This window comes from Sphingopyxis soli, assembly GCF_018682675.1.
Classification (GTDB): domain Bacteria; phylum Pseudomonadota; class Alphaproteobacteria; order Sphingomonadales; family Sphingomonadaceae; genus Sphingopyxis; species Sphingopyxis soli.
Window position 1 is genome coordinate 32,590 of the sequence record NZ_JAFMTR010000042.1, and the last position, 17,862, is coordinate 50,451.

General features: G+C 65.1%; 17 protein-coding genes. 7 read left to right on the top strand and 10 right to left on the bottom strand.

All coding sequences use genetic code 11. The features are described 5' to 3' along the window. Window positions 1–24: 24 nt before the first annotated feature. On the top strand, window positions 25–1,515 hold the full coding sequence (locus J1N50_RS05720) for a phospholipase D-like domain-containing protein (RefSeq protein WP_215350929.1): 1,491 nt from the start codon (window positions 25–27) through the stop codon (window positions 1,513–1,515). On the opposite strand, the gene J1N50_RS05725 is transcribed toward J1N50_RS05720, so the two are convergent. From J1N50_RS05725 to J1N50_RS05750, 6 genes are all read right to left on the bottom strand, one after another. Further along, entirely contained in the window at window positions 1,512–2,363 is an 852-nt protein-coding gene (locus J1N50_RS05725; RefSeq protein ID WP_215350932.1) for an HpcH/HpaI aldolase/citrate lyase family protein, read from the bottom strand. The genes J1N50_RS05720 and J1N50_RS05725 overlap by 4 nt on opposite strands. Further along, the gene (locus tag J1N50_RS05730; protein WP_215350935.1) at window positions 2,363–2,815 is read right to left on the bottom strand and encodes a MaoC family dehydratase; all 453 of its coding nucleotides are present in this window, start codon (window positions 2,813–2,815) and stop codon (window positions 2,363–2,365) included. Before J1N50_RS05730 ends, J1N50_RS05725 begins: the two co-directional genes overlap by 1 nt. Before the next feature lie 2 nt (window positions 2,816–2,817). Next, entirely contained in the window at window positions 2,818–3,276 is a 459-nt protein-coding gene (locus J1N50_RS05735) for a GNAT family N-acetyltransferase (protein WP_215350938.1), read from the bottom strand. Then, window positions 3,273–5,111, bottom strand: a complete 1,839-nt coding sequence (locus J1N50_RS05740) for an acetyl/propionyl/methylcrotonyl-CoA carboxylase subunit alpha (RefSeq protein WP_215350941.1) — start codon at window positions 5,109–5,111, stop codon at window positions 3,273–3,275. Before J1N50_RS05740 ends, J1N50_RS05735 begins: the two co-directional genes overlap by 4 nt. After that, window positions 5,108–5,536, bottom strand: coding sequence for an endonuclease domain-containing protein (locus J1N50_RS05745; RefSeq protein WP_215350944.1), 429 nt, complete (start codon window positions 5,534–5,536; stop codon window positions 5,108–5,110). The genes J1N50_RS05740 and J1N50_RS05745 overlap by 4 nt, the downstream gene beginning before the upstream one ends. Before the next feature lie 180 nt (window positions 5,537–5,716). Further along, entirely contained in the window at window positions 5,717–7,315 is a 1,599-nt protein-coding gene (locus J1N50_RS05750) for a carboxyl transferase domain-containing protein (RefSeq protein ID WP_215350947.1), read from the bottom strand. Between the two features lie 146 nt (window positions 7,316–7,461). Between J1N50_RS05750 and J1N50_RS05755 the strand changes: the two genes are divergently transcribed. Then, window positions 7,462–9,546 (top strand): M13 family metallopeptidase, encoded by a 2,085-nt coding sequence (locus tag J1N50_RS05755; protein ID WP_215350949.1) that lies wholly within the window; start codon window positions 7,462–7,464, stop codon window positions 9,544–9,546. Between the two features lie 17 nt (window positions 9,547–9,563). Here the strand turns inward: J1N50_RS05755 and J1N50_RS05760 are convergent, their stop codons facing one another. The 4 genes from J1N50_RS05760 to J1N50_RS05775 are packed head-to-tail and all read right to left on the bottom strand — an operon-like array spanning window position 9,564 to window position 11,784. Then, entirely contained in the window at window positions 9,564–9,842 is a 279-nt protein-coding gene (locus tag J1N50_RS05760; protein ID WP_215350952.1) for a hypothetical protein, read from the bottom strand. Then, complete coding sequence (locus J1N50_RS05765; RefSeq protein WP_215350955.1) at window positions 9,839–10,252, bottom strand: VOC family protein; 414 nt, start codon at window positions 10,250–10,252, stop codon at window positions 9,839–9,841. The genes J1N50_RS05760 and J1N50_RS05765 overlap by 4 nt, the downstream gene beginning before the upstream one ends. 15 nt (window positions 10,253–10,267) lie before the next feature. Further along, the gene (locus J1N50_RS05770) at window positions 10,268–10,618 is read right to left on the bottom strand and encodes a hypothetical protein (protein WP_215350958.1); all 351 of its coding nucleotides are present in this window, start codon (window positions 10,616–10,618) and stop codon (window positions 10,268–10,270) included. Further along, window positions 10,615–11,784, bottom strand: coding sequence for an isovaleryl-CoA dehydrogenase (locus J1N50_RS05775; RefSeq protein ID WP_215350960.1), 1,170 nt, complete (start codon window positions 11,782–11,784; stop codon window positions 10,615–10,617). The genes J1N50_RS05770 and J1N50_RS05775 overlap by 4 nt, the downstream gene beginning before the upstream one ends. 100 nt (window positions 11,785–11,884) lie before the next feature. Between J1N50_RS05775 and J1N50_RS05780 the strand changes: the two genes are divergently transcribed. The 5 genes from J1N50_RS05780 to J1N50_RS05800 all read left to right on the top strand — a co-directional run bounded on the left by J1N50_RS05780 (window position 11,885) and on the right by J1N50_RS05800 (window position 17,743). After that, entirely contained in the window at window positions 11,885–12,781 is an 897-nt protein-coding gene (locus J1N50_RS05780) for a LysR family transcriptional regulator (protein ID WP_215350963.1), read from the top strand. 75 nt (window positions 12,782–12,856) lie between these two features. Further along, window positions 12,857–13,762: a sulfate adenylyltransferase subunit CysD gene (cysD, locus tag J1N50_RS05785; RefSeq protein ID WP_215350966.1), complete on the top strand. Its 906-nt coding sequence runs from the start codon at window positions 12,857–12,859 to the stop codon at window positions 13,760–13,762. Next, window positions 13,763–15,664, top strand: coding sequence for a sulfate adenylyltransferase subunit CysN (gene cysN / locus J1N50_RS05790; protein ID WP_215350970.1), 1,902 nt, complete (start codon window positions 13,763–13,765; stop codon window positions 15,662–15,664). 9 nt (window positions 15,665–15,673) lie between these two features. Then, complete coding sequence (locus J1N50_RS05795; protein WP_343227846.1) at window positions 15,674–16,417, top strand: 3'(2'),5'-bisphosphate nucleotidase CysQ; 744 nt, start codon at window positions 15,674–15,676, stop codon at window positions 16,415–16,417. 186 nt (window positions 16,418–16,603) lie between these two features. Continuing rightward, window positions 16,604–17,743, top strand: coding sequence for a zinc-binding dehydrogenase (locus J1N50_RS05800; protein ID WP_215350976.1), 1,140 nt, complete (start codon window positions 16,604–16,606; stop codon window positions 17,741–17,743). Window positions 17,744–17,862: the final 119 nt, after the last annotated feature.

The window sequence follows — 17,862 nt, forward strand, 5'->3', positions numbered from 1 at the left end:
CCGCCGCCATGCGTGGAGGCGGCGATGAGCGACCTCGTCCCGATCGTCGTTGAAGGCCGCAACTGCTGGCGGATCGAACGCGCCAACAAGGCGCGGATGATCGTCGATGCCGCCGACTATTATGCGCTGCTTGAACGGCTGATGGCCGATGCCAAGGAGCGCATCCTGCTGATCGGTTGGGATTTCGATCCGCGGATCGCGCTGAAGCCCGACAAGGAGGGAGCGGGTGAGCCGCTCGGCGACTATCTGCTTCGCCTCGCAAAGACCTGCCCCGATCGGGACATCGACATCCTCCGCTGGAATTTCGGGGGACTGAAGCAGTTCGCGATGCCGCGCATCGTCGCAATGATCGTGCGGTGGAAAATCACGCGCTCGATCAGCTTCCGGCTCGACAGCGCACATCCGGTCGGGTGCAGTCATCATCAGAAGGTCGCGGTCTTCGACGATCATCTCGCGGTCTGCGGCGGCATTGACGTCGGCGCGCGGCGCTGGGACACACGCGATCACAAGGACGCCGACCCGCACCGCACGGCTCCCGACGGCAAAGCCTATATGCCCTGGCACGACAGCACGATGCTGCTCTCGGGCCCCGTCGGCAATGCACTGGCCGATCTGGGCAACGAACGCTGGCAGCGCGCGACGAAGAAGCCGCTCCGCGAAATCAACGGATCGGGAGAGGGCTGGCCCGACGATCTGGAGGCCGATTTCGAGGGCGTCGACGTTGCGATCTCGCGCACCCGCGCCGAATATGGCGACGCGCCGCAAGTGCGCGAGATTGAGCAGCTTTATCTCGACATGATCGCCGCCGCCAAGCGCTTCGTCTATTTCGAGAATCAATATTTCACCTGCGGCAAGATCGCGGCCGCGATCGCCGAGCGGCTGAGCGAGGATGATCCGCCCGAATTCGTGATGGTGATGCCCGAGACCGCCGACGGTTGGCTCGAACAGATGGCGATGGACGCCGCGCGCGTGCAACTGGTGCGCGAGGTCGCGAAAGCGAAGCACGGCGACCGGCTGCGGGTCTATTATCCGCGCACCAAAGGCGGCACATCGATTTACGTCCACGCCAAGACGGCGATCGTCGACGACCGGGCGATCCGCGTCGGGTCGGCCAATCTGAACAACCGGTCGATGGGGCTCGACAGCGAGTGCGACGTGACCATCGACTCGGCGCTACCGACCAATCGCGGCATCGAGCCAGTCATCCGCCGCCTACGCGAATCGCTGATCGCCGAGCATCTGGATGTCGATCCGCAACAGGTCGCGCGCCGGTTCGAGGCAACCGGCTCGCTGATCGAGACGATCGAAGGGCTCCGCGGCGGAGGGCGCTCGCTTGAGCTGCTCGATCTCGTTCCGCCGGGTCCGATGGACGAATTCATTGCCGAAAACGAACTGCTCGATCCGACAAGCCCCGATGCGATGTTCGAAAGCCTGACCGAACGGGGTCTCAGGAAAAGCTGGCATCGCGGTCGGGACTGGATGGCCCGCACCCGGCCTTTCGGACGAAAACGCTAATCCGCCAGCGACAGGATATGCTGCGCCTGCTTGAGGTGCGGCGCGTCGACCATCTTCCCGTCGACCTGCAGCACCCCGACGCCCGGGTTGGCCGCAAAGGCATCGACGATCGCCTGCGCGCGCGCGGCTTCGTCGGCCGACGGGGTGAAGGCGGCGTTGATCGACGCGACCTGCGAAGGATGGATCGCCATCATGCCCGTGAAGCCGTCGCGGCGCGCGCGCGCGGCATAGGCGGCGAGGCCGGCCTCGTTCTTGATCGCGGGAAACACCGTGTCGACCGCGGCGACACCCGCGCCGTGCGCGGCGAACAGGGTGAGGCTGCGCGCGACCTCATAGGGCGCGGTGTAGCTGCCATCCTCGTTGCGGCTTGTGGTCGCGCCGATCGCGGCGGGTAAATCCTCGGCGCCCCAGGTAAGGCCGATAAGGCGGTCCTTCACTTCGCGATAGCTGCCGAGCGTGAAGATCGCCGCGGCGGTTTCGGTCGCGATGGGCAGGATCGGCGGCAGCGAGGCATCGCGCGCGGATTCGCTGCGCAGGATCGTGTCGAGTTGCTGGATGCTCGGCGCGCCCTCTGCTTTGGGCAGCATGATCGCGTCGGGCCGTCCACCGACGATCGCCGCGACGTCAGCGGCGGTCATATGGCCGTCGAGTGGATTGACGCGCACCAGTGTGATGACCTCGCGCGTTCCCGACAGATATTCGGCCACGGCGGTGCGCGCGGCGTCCTTGTTCGCGAGCGACACCGAATCCTCCAGGTCGAGGATGATCGCGTCGGCACCCGATGCTGCGGCCTTGGCGAAGCGTTCGGGACGATCACCAGGAACGAAGAGGAGTGAGCGCAGGCGCATCAGGCGGCCTTTCCCTTGATCAGCGCGGCCCGCTCGCACTGGCAGACGATTTCGCCGCGCTGGTTGATGCAGCGGTGGAGAAAGGTCACGATACCCGATCCGGGGCGCGATTTGGACTCTTTCAGGCCGATGACTTCGGTCTCCGCGCGAAGCGTGTCGCCGATGAACACCGGCTTCGGCATCACCAGCTTGTCATAGCCGAGGTTGGCGACGAGCGTGCCGAGCGTCGTGTCGCCGACCGACAGCCCGACCATCAGGCTGAAAGTGAAGGTGCCGTTGACGAGGATCTGCCCGAACTCCGACGCCTTCGCCGCCTCGATGTCGAGGTGCAGCGGTTGCGGGTTATGCGTCATCGTGGTGAACAGCAGATTGTCGGTCTCGGTCACCGTGCGCCGGATCTCGTGCGTGATCGTCTCGCCAATCTGCCACTCGTCGAAATATTTGCCTGCCATCGTCAGTCCCTCAAATGCAATTTCATGCCGACATGGCTCTGCACGAAGCCGAGCCGGGCGTAAAAGCGGTGCGCGTCGGTGCGTTTGGCCGACGATGTGAGCTGAACCAGCTTGCAATCGCGCGCGCGGCATTGCTCGACCGCCCACAGGATCATCTTTTCGCCAAGCTTTTGGCCGCGCAGGTCGGCGGCAATGCGCACCGCCTCGATCAGCCCGCGCCAGCTCCCGACGAAGGAAAGCCCCGGCAGGAAGCTGAGCTGCATCGTGCCCACGACGCGGCCGTTCAGCTCGGCGGCGATCAGCCGCTGGTTGGAGTCGGCGTCGATCGCCTCGAACGCCGCCAGATAGCGCGGGTCCGACGGATCGGCCTCGCGGTTCGCGGGAATCGTATCCTCCGCGAGCATGGCGAGAATGGCGGGAAGGTCCGCTACCGTCGCGTCGCGAAGGATAAGCTCGCTCACTCGGCGGCCTCGATCTTCGCGAGCAGCGCCTCGACCTGCACCTGCGCGCCAGCGGTCGCGTTGAGCTCGGCGACCACGCCGTCGAACGGCGCGGTCAGGCTGTGCTCCATCTTCATCGCCTCGAGCGTCAGCAATTTCTGCCCCTTGGTCACCGTGTCGCCCGCGGCGACATCGACCGCGATGATCTTGCCCGGCATCGGCGACAGGATCGCCCCGTCGCTGGCGCCGCCGCTTGCGCTACCGGCGGCGCGCCAGGGGGAGAGCTGCCACACGGCGCCGCTCTCGGCGACGAGCATCGCGGGCGCGGGCTCCTCGGCGCCGGGGCCGTGCAGCGTCACATCGACGCGCTTGCCGTCGAGCAGGAAGGGCGCCGTCCGGACATCCGGCGCGTTGAGACGGAAGCCCGACTGCAGCGACCGCGGGACCATCGCCATCGCGGCATTGGTCAGCGCGGTCTCGGTCGGCATCGGCTCGGCGGTCATGCTGTCGCCATCGCGGCCGATCAGGCCGGTATCGACCGTGCCCGAGACGAAGTCGGGATGGTCGAGCGCGGCGATCAGAAAGGCCGAATTGGTCTTCACCGGCCAGATCGCGCTGTCCTCCAGCATCTCCGACAAGAGTTCGCGCGCTTCCTCGCGATCCTCGCCATAGGCGATGACCTTGGCGATCATCGGGTCATAGAAAGGCGAAACCTCGGCGCCTTCATATACGCCGGTGTCGATGCGGCCGAGATGTTCGGGAAGCTGGAATAGTTCGAGCGTACCAATGCTCGGCAGAAAGCCCTTCGCGGGATCCTCCGCATAAAGCCGCGCTTCCATCGCCCAACCGTTGATCGCCAGCTCGTCCTGCGTCAGCGGGATCGGCTCCCCCGACGCGACGCGGAGCTGCCATTCGACCAGATCGACCCCGGTAATCTCCTCGGTCACCGGATGCTCGACCTGCAGCCGCGTGTTCATCTCCATGAACCAGATGCGGTCGGCGCGCAGGCCTTCGCTGGCGTCGGCGATGAACTCGATCGTCCCCGCGCCGACATAATCGACCGCCTTTGCCGCGCGCACCGCGGCGGCGCAGAGTTCGGCGCGCGTCGCCTCGTCCATGCCGGGGGCGGGGGCTTCCTCGATCACCTTCTGGTGGCGGCGCTGCAGCGAGCAGTCGCGCTCGAACAGGTGGACAACATTGCCATGCGTATCGCCGAACACCTGCACCTCGATATGGCGCGGGGTCAGGATATATTTTTCGATCAGCACATGGTCGTTGCCGAACGAGGCAGCGGCTTCGCGCTGGCACGAGGCAAGCGCGTCGACGAAGTCCGCCGCGGCATCCACCTTCCGCATCCCCTTGCCGCCGCCGCCTGCGACCGCCTTGATGAGCACAGGATAGCCGATCTGACCCGCCTGCTCGGCGAGGAAGGCCGGGTCCTGGTTCTCGCCCATATAGCCCGGCGTCACCGGTACGCCCGCCTCGGCCATCAGCTTCTTGGCGGCGTCCTTGAGCCCCATCGCGGTGATTGAGGACGGCTTTGGCCCGACCCACACCAGCCCCGCATCGGCGACCGACTGCGCGAACTCGGCATTCTCGGACAGGAAACCATAACCCGGATGGATCGCCTCGGCCCCGGTCGCCTTGGCGGCGGCGATGATCTTCTCGCCCACCAGATAGGATTCGCGCGCCGGCGACGGCCCGATATGCACCGCCTCGTCAGCCTCGCGCACATGCAGCGCCTTGGCGTCGGCGTCCGAATAGACCGCAACGGTTCGAATGCCCATCTCGCGCGCGGTGCGGATGATGCGGCAGGCGATCTCGCCGCGATTGGCGATGAGGAGGGACTGGATCATGCACGATCCTCCCCAGCCTGTCCCCGCGTAGGCGGGGAGGGAGGGGGACCATCCGCAGGATGGTGGAGGGGCCGCAAGCTGGCAGCGAAGGTTGCGATGGATTGAGCTGTCGCCGCAGCGTCCTTCAGAACTTCACTCGCTGCTATCCGCACGATCTGCCATCCTCTCTCGGTCAAAATCCGGTCGCGCCGCGCGTCCCGTTCGGGGCGCCCGGCCAGGGCATGTGCCATCCCATCGACTTCAATCAGCAGTCGAATTTCGATACACGCGAAATCGGCGACGTAGTCGAGCACTGGAAACTGGCGCCGAAATTTCAGTCCGGTCCGCTTGCCCCGCAGCTCGCGCCACAAAAGCCCTTCAGGCAACGTCATTTCCCGCCGCAGCTTGCGGGCGAGCTTCACTGTCTTGTCCGGCGCGCCCACCATCCGATGCCGTACACGCGCCAAATCCTCCCCGGAACGGGGAGGGGGACCACCCGAAGGGTGGTGGAGGGGCCAGGCGCTATCGGTCATCTGCAAGCACCAGATGGCGAGGTGTCGACCCCTCCGACCCCGCTTTGCGGGGCCACCTCCCCGTTCCGGGGAGAAATTTGAATGCCCATCGCATCACATCCTGAACACGCCGAACCCTCGGTCCTCGACCGGGGCGTTCAGCGTTGCCGCAAAGGCCAGCCCGAGCACATCGCGCGTCTGTGCAGGATCGATGATGCCATCGTCCCACAGCCGCGCGGTGGCGTGATAGGGGTTGCCTTCGTCCTCGTACTTCTGGCGGATCGGCGCCTTGAAGGCTTCGGCCTCTTCGGGCGTCCATTTGTCGGCGTCGCGGTGGACCGTCGCCAGCACGCTTGCCGCCTGCTCGCCGCCCATCACGCTGATCCGGCTGTTGGGCCAGCTGAACAGGAAGCGTGGGCTATAAGCCCGCCCGCACATGCCATAATTGCCAGCACCGAAGCTGCCGCCGATCAGCACCGTGATCTTCGGCACTGTCGCCGTCGCGACCGCGGTGACCAGCTTCGCGCCATGCTTGGCGATTCCCTCGGCCTCATATTTGCCGCCGACCATGAAGCCGCTGATGTTCTGGAGGAAGAGCAGGGGGATGCGCCGCTGCTGCGCCAGCTCGATGAAATGCGCGCCCTTGACCGCGGACTCGCTGAACAGCACGCCGTTGTTGGCGAGGATCGCGACCGGGATGCCCCAGATATGCGCGAAGCCGCACACCAGGGTGGCGCCGTAGTTCGCCTTGAATTCGTGAAACTCGCTGCCGTCGACGATGCGCGCGATGACCTCGTGGACGTCATAAGGCGCGCGGACGTCCTGCGGGATGATCCCGTACAGCTCTTCGGGATCATATTTCGGCGGGCGCGGTTCCTTCATCGCGACCTTGAAGCCCTCGTCGGCACCGAGGTGGCTGACGATATCGCGCACGATCGTCAGCGCATGTTCGTCATTTTCGGCAAGATGGTCGACGACGCCCGATTTCTTGGCGTGCAGGTCGCCCCCGCCAAGGTCTTCGGCGCTGATCTCCTCACCCGTCGCCGCCTTCACCAGCGGCGGCCCGGCGAGGAAGATCGTGCCCTGACCCCGCACGATCACCGTCTCGTCGCTCATCGCGGGAACATAGGCGCCGCCCGCGGTGCAGCTGCCCATAACGCAGGCGATCTGCGGGATGCGCTTCGCCGACATGTTCGCCTGATTGAAGAAGATGCGCCCGAAGTGATCGCGGTCGGGAAACACCTGATCCTGATGCGGCAGGTTGGCGCCGCCGCTGTCGACAAGGTAGATACAGGGCAGGCGGTTCGTCTCGGCAATCTCCTGCGCGCGGAGATGCTTCTTCACCGTCATCGGATAGTAAGTGCCGCCCTTCACGGTCGCGTCGTTGCAGACGATCATCGCCTGCCGCCCCGACACGCGGCCGATCCCCGCTATGATGCCCGCGCCGGGAACCTCGCCCTCATACATATCGCACGCGGCGAGCTGGCCGATCTCGAGGAGCGGCGAGCCCGGATCGAGCAGCCGTTCGACGCGCTCGCGCGGCAGCAGCTTGCCGCGGCTCGTGTGCCGCTCGCGCGACTTCTCGTTGCCGCCCAGCGCCGCTTCCGCGACGCGCGCATAGAGCTCGTCGCGCAGCGCGCGATTATGCGCAGCATTGGCGCGAAAGCCATCACTGTCAGGGTTGATCATCGTTCCCAATATTGGCGCGCTCACGTCGCAATCTCTCCTCTGTGGGCAGGTCCGATTATCCTGCCGCTCGTCGACGAACAAGCACCGCAGGCCGAAAATGGTTGGCATTGAAACCATCTGGCCGCAGGCCTATGCCCGCCGCGTGCCCCCTGAAAAACAAGGTTAGCCCAATGAAAAAAGCCGTCTTTGCCATTCTGCTTTCGACCGCCGCGATCGTCGCGGGGCCCGTCGCCTGTTCGAAGGGCGACAAGGAAAGCGCCGCCTACACCGTCGGGACCGAACTCGGCATCAGCAAGGCGGCGATGGATCCCAGCGTCAAACCGGGCGACGACTTTTACGCCTATGCCAACGGCAACTGGCAGAAAACGACCCAAATCCCGGCTGATCGTTCGTCGACCGGCGCCTTCTACACGGCGTTTCTCGAAACCGAGAAGCGCACCCGCGAGCTGGTCGACGCGATCGTCAAGAGCGGCGGCGACCCGAAGACCGACGACGGCCGCATCGCCGCTTTCTACAAGGCCTACACCAACACCAAGGCGATCGACGCCGCGGGCATGAAGCCGGTCGAAGCCGACCTCGCCCGCTTTGCCGCGATCTCCGACAAGGCCGGGCTCGCGAAGGTGCTGGGCGAGCAGACGCGCGCCGACGTCGACCCGCTCAACGCCACCGACTTCGAAACCGAAAATCTGTTCGGCATATTCGTGACGCAGGGTCTCGCGACGCCGGGCGAGGTCATTCCCTATGTTCTGCAGGGCGGGCTCGGGATGCCCGAGCGCGAATATTATCTGTCGGCCGATCCGAAAATGGCCACGCTGCGCACGCAATATCAGGCCTATATCGCCAAGCTGCTGACCGAAGCGGGGCAGAGCGACGCCGCGGCGAAGGCGAAACGCATCTACGACCTCGAGGTCAAGATCGCAAAGGCGCACGCCAACCGCGCCGATAGCGAAGACTTCGCGAAGTCGGCGGGCGTCTGGACGAAAGCCGATTTCGCCAGGAAGGCGCCGGGGCTCGACTGGGATGCCTATTTCGCCGCCGCCGGCCTGGGCAATGTGTCGAAATTCGGCGCCTACCACGCCCGCGCGATCACCGGCCTGTCGGCGCTTGTGGCGTCGGAGCCGCTCGAGGCGTGGAAGGACTGGCTGGCGTTTCACCAGATCAACACGCACACCGACGTCCTGCCGTCGGCGCTCGACAAGACGCATTTCGCCTTTTACGGGACGGCGCTTGCGGGCACGCCGGAGCAGCGCAGCCGCGACAAGCGCGCGCTCGACGCGCTGAACATCTATCTCGGCGACGCGGTCGGCCGCGTCTATGCCGAGAAATATTTCCCGGCGCCTGCGAAGGCCGAGGTCGGCGACATGGTGAAGGGGATCAAGGCCGCGTTCGCGAAGCGCGTCGAGACGATCGACTGGATGGCGCCCGAAACCAAAAAGGAAGCGATCAAGAAGGTCGAAACGATCGTCGTCGGCGTCGGCTATCCCGAGACCTGGCGCGACTATGGCCGCTACACGGTCAGCGCGACCGACGCCTATGCGAACATGGTTGCGGGCGAGAAAGCCGAATATGCGCACCAGCTCGCGAAGATCGGCAAGCCGCTCGACAAGGGCGAATGGTGGATGGTCCCGCAGACGGTCAATGCGGTGAACCTGCCGGTCCAGAACGCGCTCAATTTCCCCGCCGCGATCCTGCAGCCGCCCTTCTTCAACGCCAAGGCCGATCCGGCCTATAATTATGGCGCGATCGGTGCGGTCATCGGCCACGAGATCAGCCACAGTTTCGACAATAACGGCGCCGCGTTCGACGCAAGCGGCGCGCTCCGCAACTGGTGGACCGCTGCGGACCTTGCGAAGTTCAACGCTGCGGGCGCGGCGCTCGCGGCGCAATACGACAGCTACAAGCCGTTCCCCGACCTTGCGGTCAACGGCAAGCTCACGCTGGGCGAGAATATCGCCGACGTCGCCGGGTTGCAGGCGGCCTATGACGCGTACCGCGCGTCGCTGAACGGGCAGGAAGCGCCGGTGATCGACGGCTTCACCGGCGACCAGCGTTTCTTCATCGCCTATGCGCAGACGTGGGCGACGAAGATGCGCGACGAGGCGCTGCGCGCGCGGATCGCGACCGACGGCCACGCGCCGGGTATGTACCGCGCGCTCACCGTCCGCAACCTCGACGCCTGGTACAAAGCCTTCGATGTCAAGGAAGGCGACAAGCTCTACCTCGCGCCCGACAAGCGCGTGCGCGTCTGGGGCTGATCTACGGGGGCGGGGCGTCATGCTCCGCCCTCATTCTTTTTCGTGGGCTTCTTGCGGATCAGGTGGCTGTAAACGCCGACCAGATTGATGCACAGCAGCGCGACATTCTGCCAGCCGATCCCCTCGCTGTCGGGTTGCAGAAATCCCCAGCCGATCAGCGCAAGGCTGCTCGTCACGAAGATCACGAAGGCCCAGCCGGTCCACCGCTCGCCGAGATTGAGCGAGACAAGCAGCGCCGCGAGCGTCGAGGCGGCGGCGCCATAATATTGCAGCGCGTCGAGCAGGGTGTCGGTCATGCGCCGGTGGCCCCGAACACGAACTCCAGTTTCAGTCCGTCAGGATCGGCGAAGAAGACGGCGTAATAGGTGGGGCCGTAGCGCGGATAGTCGGCAGGCGCATCGAGCACGGTCGCATCGATGCTGCGCAGCAGATTGTGGAGCGCATCGACATCCTCGCGGCTTTCGGCGGTCCATGCAAGGTGATGAAGCCCCGGCGAGTAGCGATCGTGTGGCCGCTCCGCCCCTGCGCCGCGTGCCTCCAGAATCCCGATCGAATGGAAGGGCTCGCCTTCGCGGTCCCAGTCGCTGCCATGGTCATAATCGGCGGCGCGGCGATAGCCGAGGAAGCCAAGCACCGCGTCGTAAAAGACACGCGACCGCTCCTTGTCGGTGACCGTCAGGTCGATGTGATGGACGAGGCCGCGCATACTAAGATCCTGACCCTAAGCCAACGCGCCGATAACGGCGAGGATGCCCGACGCAGTCAGGAACGGCCAGCCGATATGCTTGCCACGCGTATAGACCGCATCGAACAGGCCGGTCGCGGTCCAGGCTGCGCCAATCAGCAGGATAAGATCGCGCGGCGTGCCGGGCCAGACGACCGCCGCCGCCGACACCAGCATCAGCACCGACAGCGCATACCACGCCAGCCGGAACACCCTGCGCGCCAGATCGATGCCCATCACGCCCTGATCGCGCGTCATCAGCGGCCGGATTAGCCGCCGTTCGCCCAGAAAGCCGTGAACTGCGGCGGTCGACGCCATGAAGGCGGCCGACAGCCAGAGCCAGATCACGCGCCGGCGCCGATCAGCTCGCGGCCGATCAGCATGCGGCGGATTTCGTTCGTGCCCGCGCCGATGTCGAGCAGCTTGGCGTCGCGCCAGTAGCGTTCGACCGGCCAGTCCTTCGTGTAGCCCGCGCCGCCGAGCGCCTGGATCGCCTCGCCCGCGACCTTCACCGCATTCTCACTTGCGAGCAGGATCGCCCCCGCGGCGTCGAAGCGCGTGGTCTGCCCCGCGTCGCACGCCTTGGCGACGTTGTAGACATAGGAGCGCGCCGACTGGAGCATGACATACATGTCGGCGACCTTCGCCTGCATCAGCTGGAACGATCCGATCGGTTTGCCGAACTGCTTGCGCTCGCGAACATAGGGAATGACCGTGTCGAGGCACGCCTGCATGATCCCGAGCTGGAGCCCTGCGAGCACGACGCGCTCATAGTCGAGCCCCGACATCAGCACGCCGACGCCGCCGTTTTCGGGCCCCATCACCTGCTCTTCGCTGACCTCGCAGTCGGTAAAGACCAGCTCGGCGGTCGGCGATCCGCGCATACCCACCTTGTCGATCTTCTGCCCGATGCTGAACCCCGGCATATCCTTTTCGATCAGGAACGCCGTGATCCCGCGCGATCCCGCGTCGGGGCTGGTCTTGGCATAGACGACCAGCGTGTCGGCGTAGGTCGCGTTGGTGATCCAGAATTTCGTGCCGTTGAGGACGTAGCCGCCCTGAACCCTGTCCGCCTTCAGCTTCATCGAAACGACGTCGCTGCCGGCGCCCGCTTCGGACATCGCGAGGCTGCCGACATGCTCGCCGCTGATCAGCTTGGGCAGATATTTCGCCTTCTGCGCGGCATTGCCCCAGCGGCGGATCTGGTTGACGCAGAGGTTCGAGTGCGCGCCATAGGACAGGCCGATCGCGGCGCTCGCGCGGCTGACTTCCTCGACCGCGATGACGTGCTCCAGATAGCCGAGCCCGAGCCCGCCAAATTCTTCCTCAACGGTGATCCCGTGCAGACCGAGCGCGCCCATCTGCGTCCACAGCTCGTCGCGCGGGAACCAGTCCTCGGCATCGGCCTTGGCCGCGAGCGGCGCGATCTGTTCGTCGGCGAAGCGGGCGGTCGTGTCGCGGATCATGTCGGCGGTCTCGCCGAGCGCAAAATCGAAATCGGGGGTGGCGCGCATGAGCATCCCTTTGATCAGGGTCGGAACATGGCCCGGTTGTGCCTCAAAGCATCTTCATATGAAAATTGAAACTTCATACGTATCAGTATAAGAAAATCTTATGATAAAGCGCTCGCACATCCGGCAGTTCCTCGCCGTCGTCGACGCGGGCAGCTTTACGCGTGCCGCGCAGCAAATCCGGGTCACCCAGCCCGCGCTATCGACCGGCGTGGCCGATCTCGAGCGTCTTGTCGGCGCGCCGCTCTTCATCCGTAACCGCCGCCAGATTCGTCTCACCGAAGCCGGCGGCCGGTTCCTGCCGATCGCGCGCGATCTTGAGCGGGGTTTCCGTACCGCCGACGGCTTCGGCCGGGGCGAAGAGAGCGACAAACCGGTGCTCAGGCTCGGGACGATCCGCTCGGTGCCCGGCGAGTTTTTCCAGACCGTCGCCGCCTTGCTTTCGCGCGATTTCGCTTTGGAGATCGGCGAGAATAGCGACTCCGAACTCCGCGCAGCCATTCACGGCGGCCGCCTCAACATGGCGCTCGTCCCGCTCCGGTCGGGCGAGCGCGGTGCCAATGTCGTTTCGCTGTTCGAGGAACCGATGGTGATGTTCGTCGGGACGGGGCATCCATTGGCGGGGCAGGATGCGGTCTCGCCCGAGGCGCTGGCGCCCGAGACGATGATCGCGCGCCGCTCGTGCGAGTTTCTCGACGCGACCAGCCGCTTCTTCACCCGCCACCGCGTCCGCCCGCGCTTCGCGCTGCGCAGCGACAGCGACGACCGCTGCCTGCGCATGGTCGCGGCGGGGATCGGGATCACGACCGCGCCCGTCTCGCTGGCGATTGACGGAGTCGTTCCGATCAAGGTGAGCGGCTACGACTTCCGCCGCGAACTCGGCCTCTTCATCGATCCCGCGTGGCGTGCCCAGCCCGAGATGGAGCAACGTCTCTCCCGTGCTCTTCCGGCCATCCAACGCGCCGCCGCCGAATGGCAGGAGGCGAGGGTCAATGGCTGAGCTTTCAAGTCTGGCTTGCCCCCCCGAAAGGCCATACAGCTTGATCGCCCTCGGCCGGGGCGGCAAGGGCGGGGCATGACCGATACACTGACCCATCTCGACCGGCTCGAGGCCGAGAGCATCCATATCATGCGCGAAGTGATGGCCGATGCGGCGAAGCCGGTGATGCTGTATTCCGTGGGCAAGGACAGCGCGGTGATGCTCCATCTCGCGCGAAAGGCCTTCTATCCCTCGCCGCCGCCATTCCCTTTGCTGCACGTCGACACGACCTGGAAGTTCAAGGCGATGTACGACATGCGCGACCGCATGGCCGCCGAGAGCGGTATGGAGCTGATCGTCCATCAGAACCCCGAGGCGAAGGCGCGCGGGATCAACCCGTTCGACCACGGCCCGCTGCACACCGACATGTGGAAGACCGAGGGGCTGAAGCAGGCGCTCGACCTCCACGGCTTCGACGTGGCCTTTGGCGGCGCGCGGCGCGACGAGGAAAAGAGCCGTGCGAAGGAACGCATCTTTTCCTTCCGCACCGCGACCCACGGCTGGGACCCGAAGAAGCAGCGACCCGAGCTTTGGAACCTCTACAACGCCCGCAAGGCCAAGGGAGAGAGCATCCGCGTCTTTCCGATCTCGAACTGGACCGAGCTCGACATCTGGCAATATATCGCGCGCGAAAATATCCCGATCGTACCGCTCTACTTCGCCGCCCCGCGCCCCACGGTGGAACGCGACGGCCTGCTGCTGATGGTCGACGACGACCGCTTTCCGCTCGAGGATGGCGAGGTTCCGGTGGAACGTTCGGTGCGCTTCCGCACCCTCGGCTGCTACCCGTTGACGGGCGCGGTCGAAAGCGAGGCGACGACGCTTTCCGAGGTGATCCAGGAAATGTTGCTGACGACGACCAGCGAACGGCAAGGCCGCATCATCGACAAGGATGGCGGTGATGCCTCGATGGAAAAGAAGAAGCAGGAGGGGTACTTCTAAATGACCGATCCTGTTTATGTCACCGACGCGCTGATCGCCGAAGATATCGACGCCTATCTCGCGGCTCACGAAAGGAAGTCGCTGCTGCGCTTCATCACCTGCGGTTCGGTCGACGACGGCAAGTCGACCTTGATCGGCCGCCTGCTCTACGACAGCAAGATGATCTTCGAGGACCAACTCGCCGCGCTCGAAGCCGACAGCAAGCGCGTTGGCACACAGGGGCAGGAGATCGACTTCGCGCTGCTCGTCGACGGCCTCGCCGCGGAGCGCGAACAGGGGATCACGATCGACGTCGCCTATCGCTTCTTCACGACCGAAAAACGCAAGTTCATCGTCGCCGACACGCCGGGGCACGAGCAATATACGCGCAATATGGTGACCGGCGCCTCGACCGCCGACCTCGCCGTCATCCTGATCGATGCGCGCAAGGGCGTGCTGACGCAGACGCGGCGGCACAGCTTCCTCGCGCACCTGCTCGGTATCCGGCACATCGTTCTGGCGGTGAACAAGATGGACCTTGTCGGGTACGACAAGGCCGTCTTTGATCGCATTACGCTCGCCTACCGCGCGTTCGCGAGCGAGATCGGGATCACCCACTTTACCCCGATCCCCATCTCGGGGTTCAAGGGCGACAATATCACCGCGCTTTCGGCGAACACACCCTGGTTCAGGGGCCCGGCGCTGATCGAGCACCTCGAGGCAGTCGAGATCGGCGCCGCGGCCGACGAGACGAAGCCCTTCCGAATGCCGGTGCAATGGGTGAACCGCCCCAATCTCGATTTTCGCGGCTTCTCGGGCCAACTCGCGAGCGGGACGGTCCAGCCCGGCGATCCGGTGCGCATCCTGCCCAGCGGCAAGACGACAACCGTCGATCGTATCGTTACGCTCGACGGCGATCTCGATAAAGCCGTCGCCGGCCAGTCGGTGACGCTCACGCTTGCCGATGAGGTCGACTGCTCGCGCGGCGACGTGATCGCCGCCGCCGATGCGCCGCCCGAGGCAGCCGACCAGTTCGAGGCGACGCTCGTCTGGATGGCCGACGAGGCGATGATCGCGGGCCGCGCCTATTGGCTGAAACTTGCGACGCAGACGGTGTCGGCGACTATCCAGCAGCCGAAGTACGAGATCAACGTCAACACGCTCGACCATCTCGCGGCGAAGACGCTCGACCTCAACGGCATCGGCGTCGTCGAACTGTCGACCGACAAGCCGATCGTTTTCGAAGCCTATGCGGACAAGCATGCGCTCGGCGGGTTCATCCTGATCGACAAGCTCACCAACGCCACCGTCGCGGCGGGGATGCTGCACTTCAGCCTTCGCCGCGCGCAGAATGTCCATTGGCAGGCGACCGACATCAGCCGCGAGATGCGCGCGGACCTCAAGAACCAGAAGCCCGCCTTGCTCTGGTTCACCGGCCTCTCGGGTTCGGGCAAGTCGACAATCGCCAACCTCGTCGAGAAGAAGCTGCACCGGATGAACCGCCACAGCTTCCTGCTCGACGGCGACAATGTCCGCCACGGGCTCAACCGCGACCTTGGCTTCACCGAGGCCGACCGGATCGAGAATATCCGCCGCGTCGGAGAGGTGGCGAAGCTGATGACCGATGCCGGGCTCATCGTCATCACCGCCTTCATCTCCCCCTTCAAGGCCGAGCGCGACATGGTGCGATCGATGCTGCCCGAAGGCGAGTTCCTCGAAATCTTCATCGACACGCCGCTTGCCGAAGCCGAGAAGCGCGACGTGAAGGGTCTCTACAAAAAGGCGCGCGCCGGACAGCTCAAGAATTTCACCGGCATCGACAGCCCCTATGAGGCGCCCGAGCAGCCGGAAATCCGGATCGACACGACCGCGATGACACCCGATGAAGCGGCGGACCTGATCATCGATCGCTTGCTGGGATAGAGTGTGACTGTGGGGGAAACGGACGAACATCTGGCCGAACGGCTCGCAAATGCTGCGGGTGAGATCTTGCTCGACCTTCGGGCATCTGGCGAATTCGTCGACAAGGCGCTCGGCAGGGTCGGCGACGCACGGGCGAACGCCATGCTGATGGACGAACTCCGCGCCGCGCGCCCCGACGACGCGATCCTGTCCGAGGAAGAAAAGGATAATGTTGCGCGCTGCGGCGTCAGCCGCGCGTGGATCGTCGATCCGCTTGATGGCACCCGCGAATATAGCGAGGGACGCAGCGACTGGGCGGTCCATGTCGCGCTCGCGGTCGACGGAGTGCCGACGGTGGGCGCAGTGGCGTTGCCGGGCCTCGGGCTTATGCTCACCTCAGGATCGCCGACGCCGCTTGCGCCGGCCAATGCGCCGCTGAAAATGCTCGTGAGCCGCACCAGGCCGGCAGCCGAAGCCGTCTATGTCGCCGAAAAAATGGGCGCCGATCTGGTCGCCATGGGCTCGGCAGGCGCGAAAGCGATGGCGGTCGTCCGGGGCGAAGCGGATATTTATCTCCACACCGGCGGCCAATATGAGTGGGACAATTGCGCGCCGGCGGCGGTCGCGATCGCGGCAGGCCTCCACGTCAGCCGCGCCGACGGCTCGCCGCTCGTCTATAACTGCGCGAACCCCTATCTCCCCGACCTGTTGATCTGCCGGAAGGAGCTGGCGGACGAGGTGCTGCGCCTGGCGGGCGAATTTGTCGTTGAATAGGTTCCCGTTTCGGACGAATCTCGACACTCATGCTATCGTCATCCTGAACTTGTTTCAGCATGACGGGATTTGAAAGGCGGCTCCACATTTCGAAGAAGCTACCTCCATCCAAGCTTCGCGATTGCCTCGGCGTCCTGCTCCCCCTAAACCAGTTTCATCCAAAAACCGAACACCGGGAGATGCGCGATGACCGATTTGCCCACCACCAACACCGTCATGGTGACCATCGTGAAGCCCGAGGGGCAGCTCGAGGTCTATTTCGAGCGCCGCCCGATGCCCGAGCCCAAGCCGCACGAGGTGCTGGTGAAGGTGCTCGCGACGCCGATCAATCCGTCCGACCTCGGCCTGCTGTTCGGCGGGGCCGACATGGCGACCGCCCGCGCCGGGGAAAGGGACGGACTCCCGATGATCACCGCCGATGTCCCGCCCGCGGGCATGCGCGCGATGGGCGGGCGGATCGGCGACGCGCTGCCGATCGGCAACGAAGGCTGCGGCGTGGTCATCAAGGCCGGCGACTCGCCCGAAGCGCAGGCGCTCGTCGGCAAGACCGTCGCGCTGCTCGGCGGCGAGATGTATGCTGAATATCGTTGCCTTCCCGTTCAGATGACGATGCCGCTGCCCGACGGCACCGATCCGGTCGACGGCGCCTCCTGCTTCGTCAATCCTCTGACCAGTCTCGCTTTCACCGAAACGATGCGGATGGAGAACCACAGCGCGATCGTCCACACGGCGGCCGCGTCGAACCTCGGCCAGATGCTCGTGAAGATCTGCGCGAAAGACGGCATCCCGCTGGTCAACATCGTGCGCAGCGACGCGCAGGTCGAGATACTGAAGGGCATCGGTGCGCAGCATATCGTCAACAGCAGCGCCGACGACTTCATGGATCGCCTCGTCGATGCGATCGCCGAGACCGGCGCCACGATCGGTTTCGACGCGACCGGCGGCGGCAAGCTGGCGGGGCAGATCCTGACCGCAATGGAAGCTGCGGCGGTCCGCAAGATGACGACCTACAGCCGCTATGGTTCGGACACGTTCAAACAGGTCTATATCTACGGCGCGCTCGACCTGTCGCCGACGACCTTCTCGGCGCGCAGTTTCGGCCTGACCTGGGCGCTCGGAGGCTTCCTGCTGACGCCGTTCATGGCGAAGGCCGGGATGGAAACGGTGGGTCGGATGCGCAAGCGCGTGGTCGACGAGCTGACAACGACGTTCAAGAGCCACTACAGCCACGAGATCTCGTTGACCGAGGCGCTGGATATCGACACGGCGCAGGCCTACAACGCGAAGCGCACCGGCGAGAAATATCTGATCAAGCCGCACGGATAGCGCGGGTTGCGCCCGGTTTCGACCGATTGCGGCGATAAGGCCCTCCCTGTCGCGCAGCGATGGGGAGGTGGCTGCGCGAAGCGCTGACGGAGGGGCTTTCGCGCCGACGTCGCGGCCCC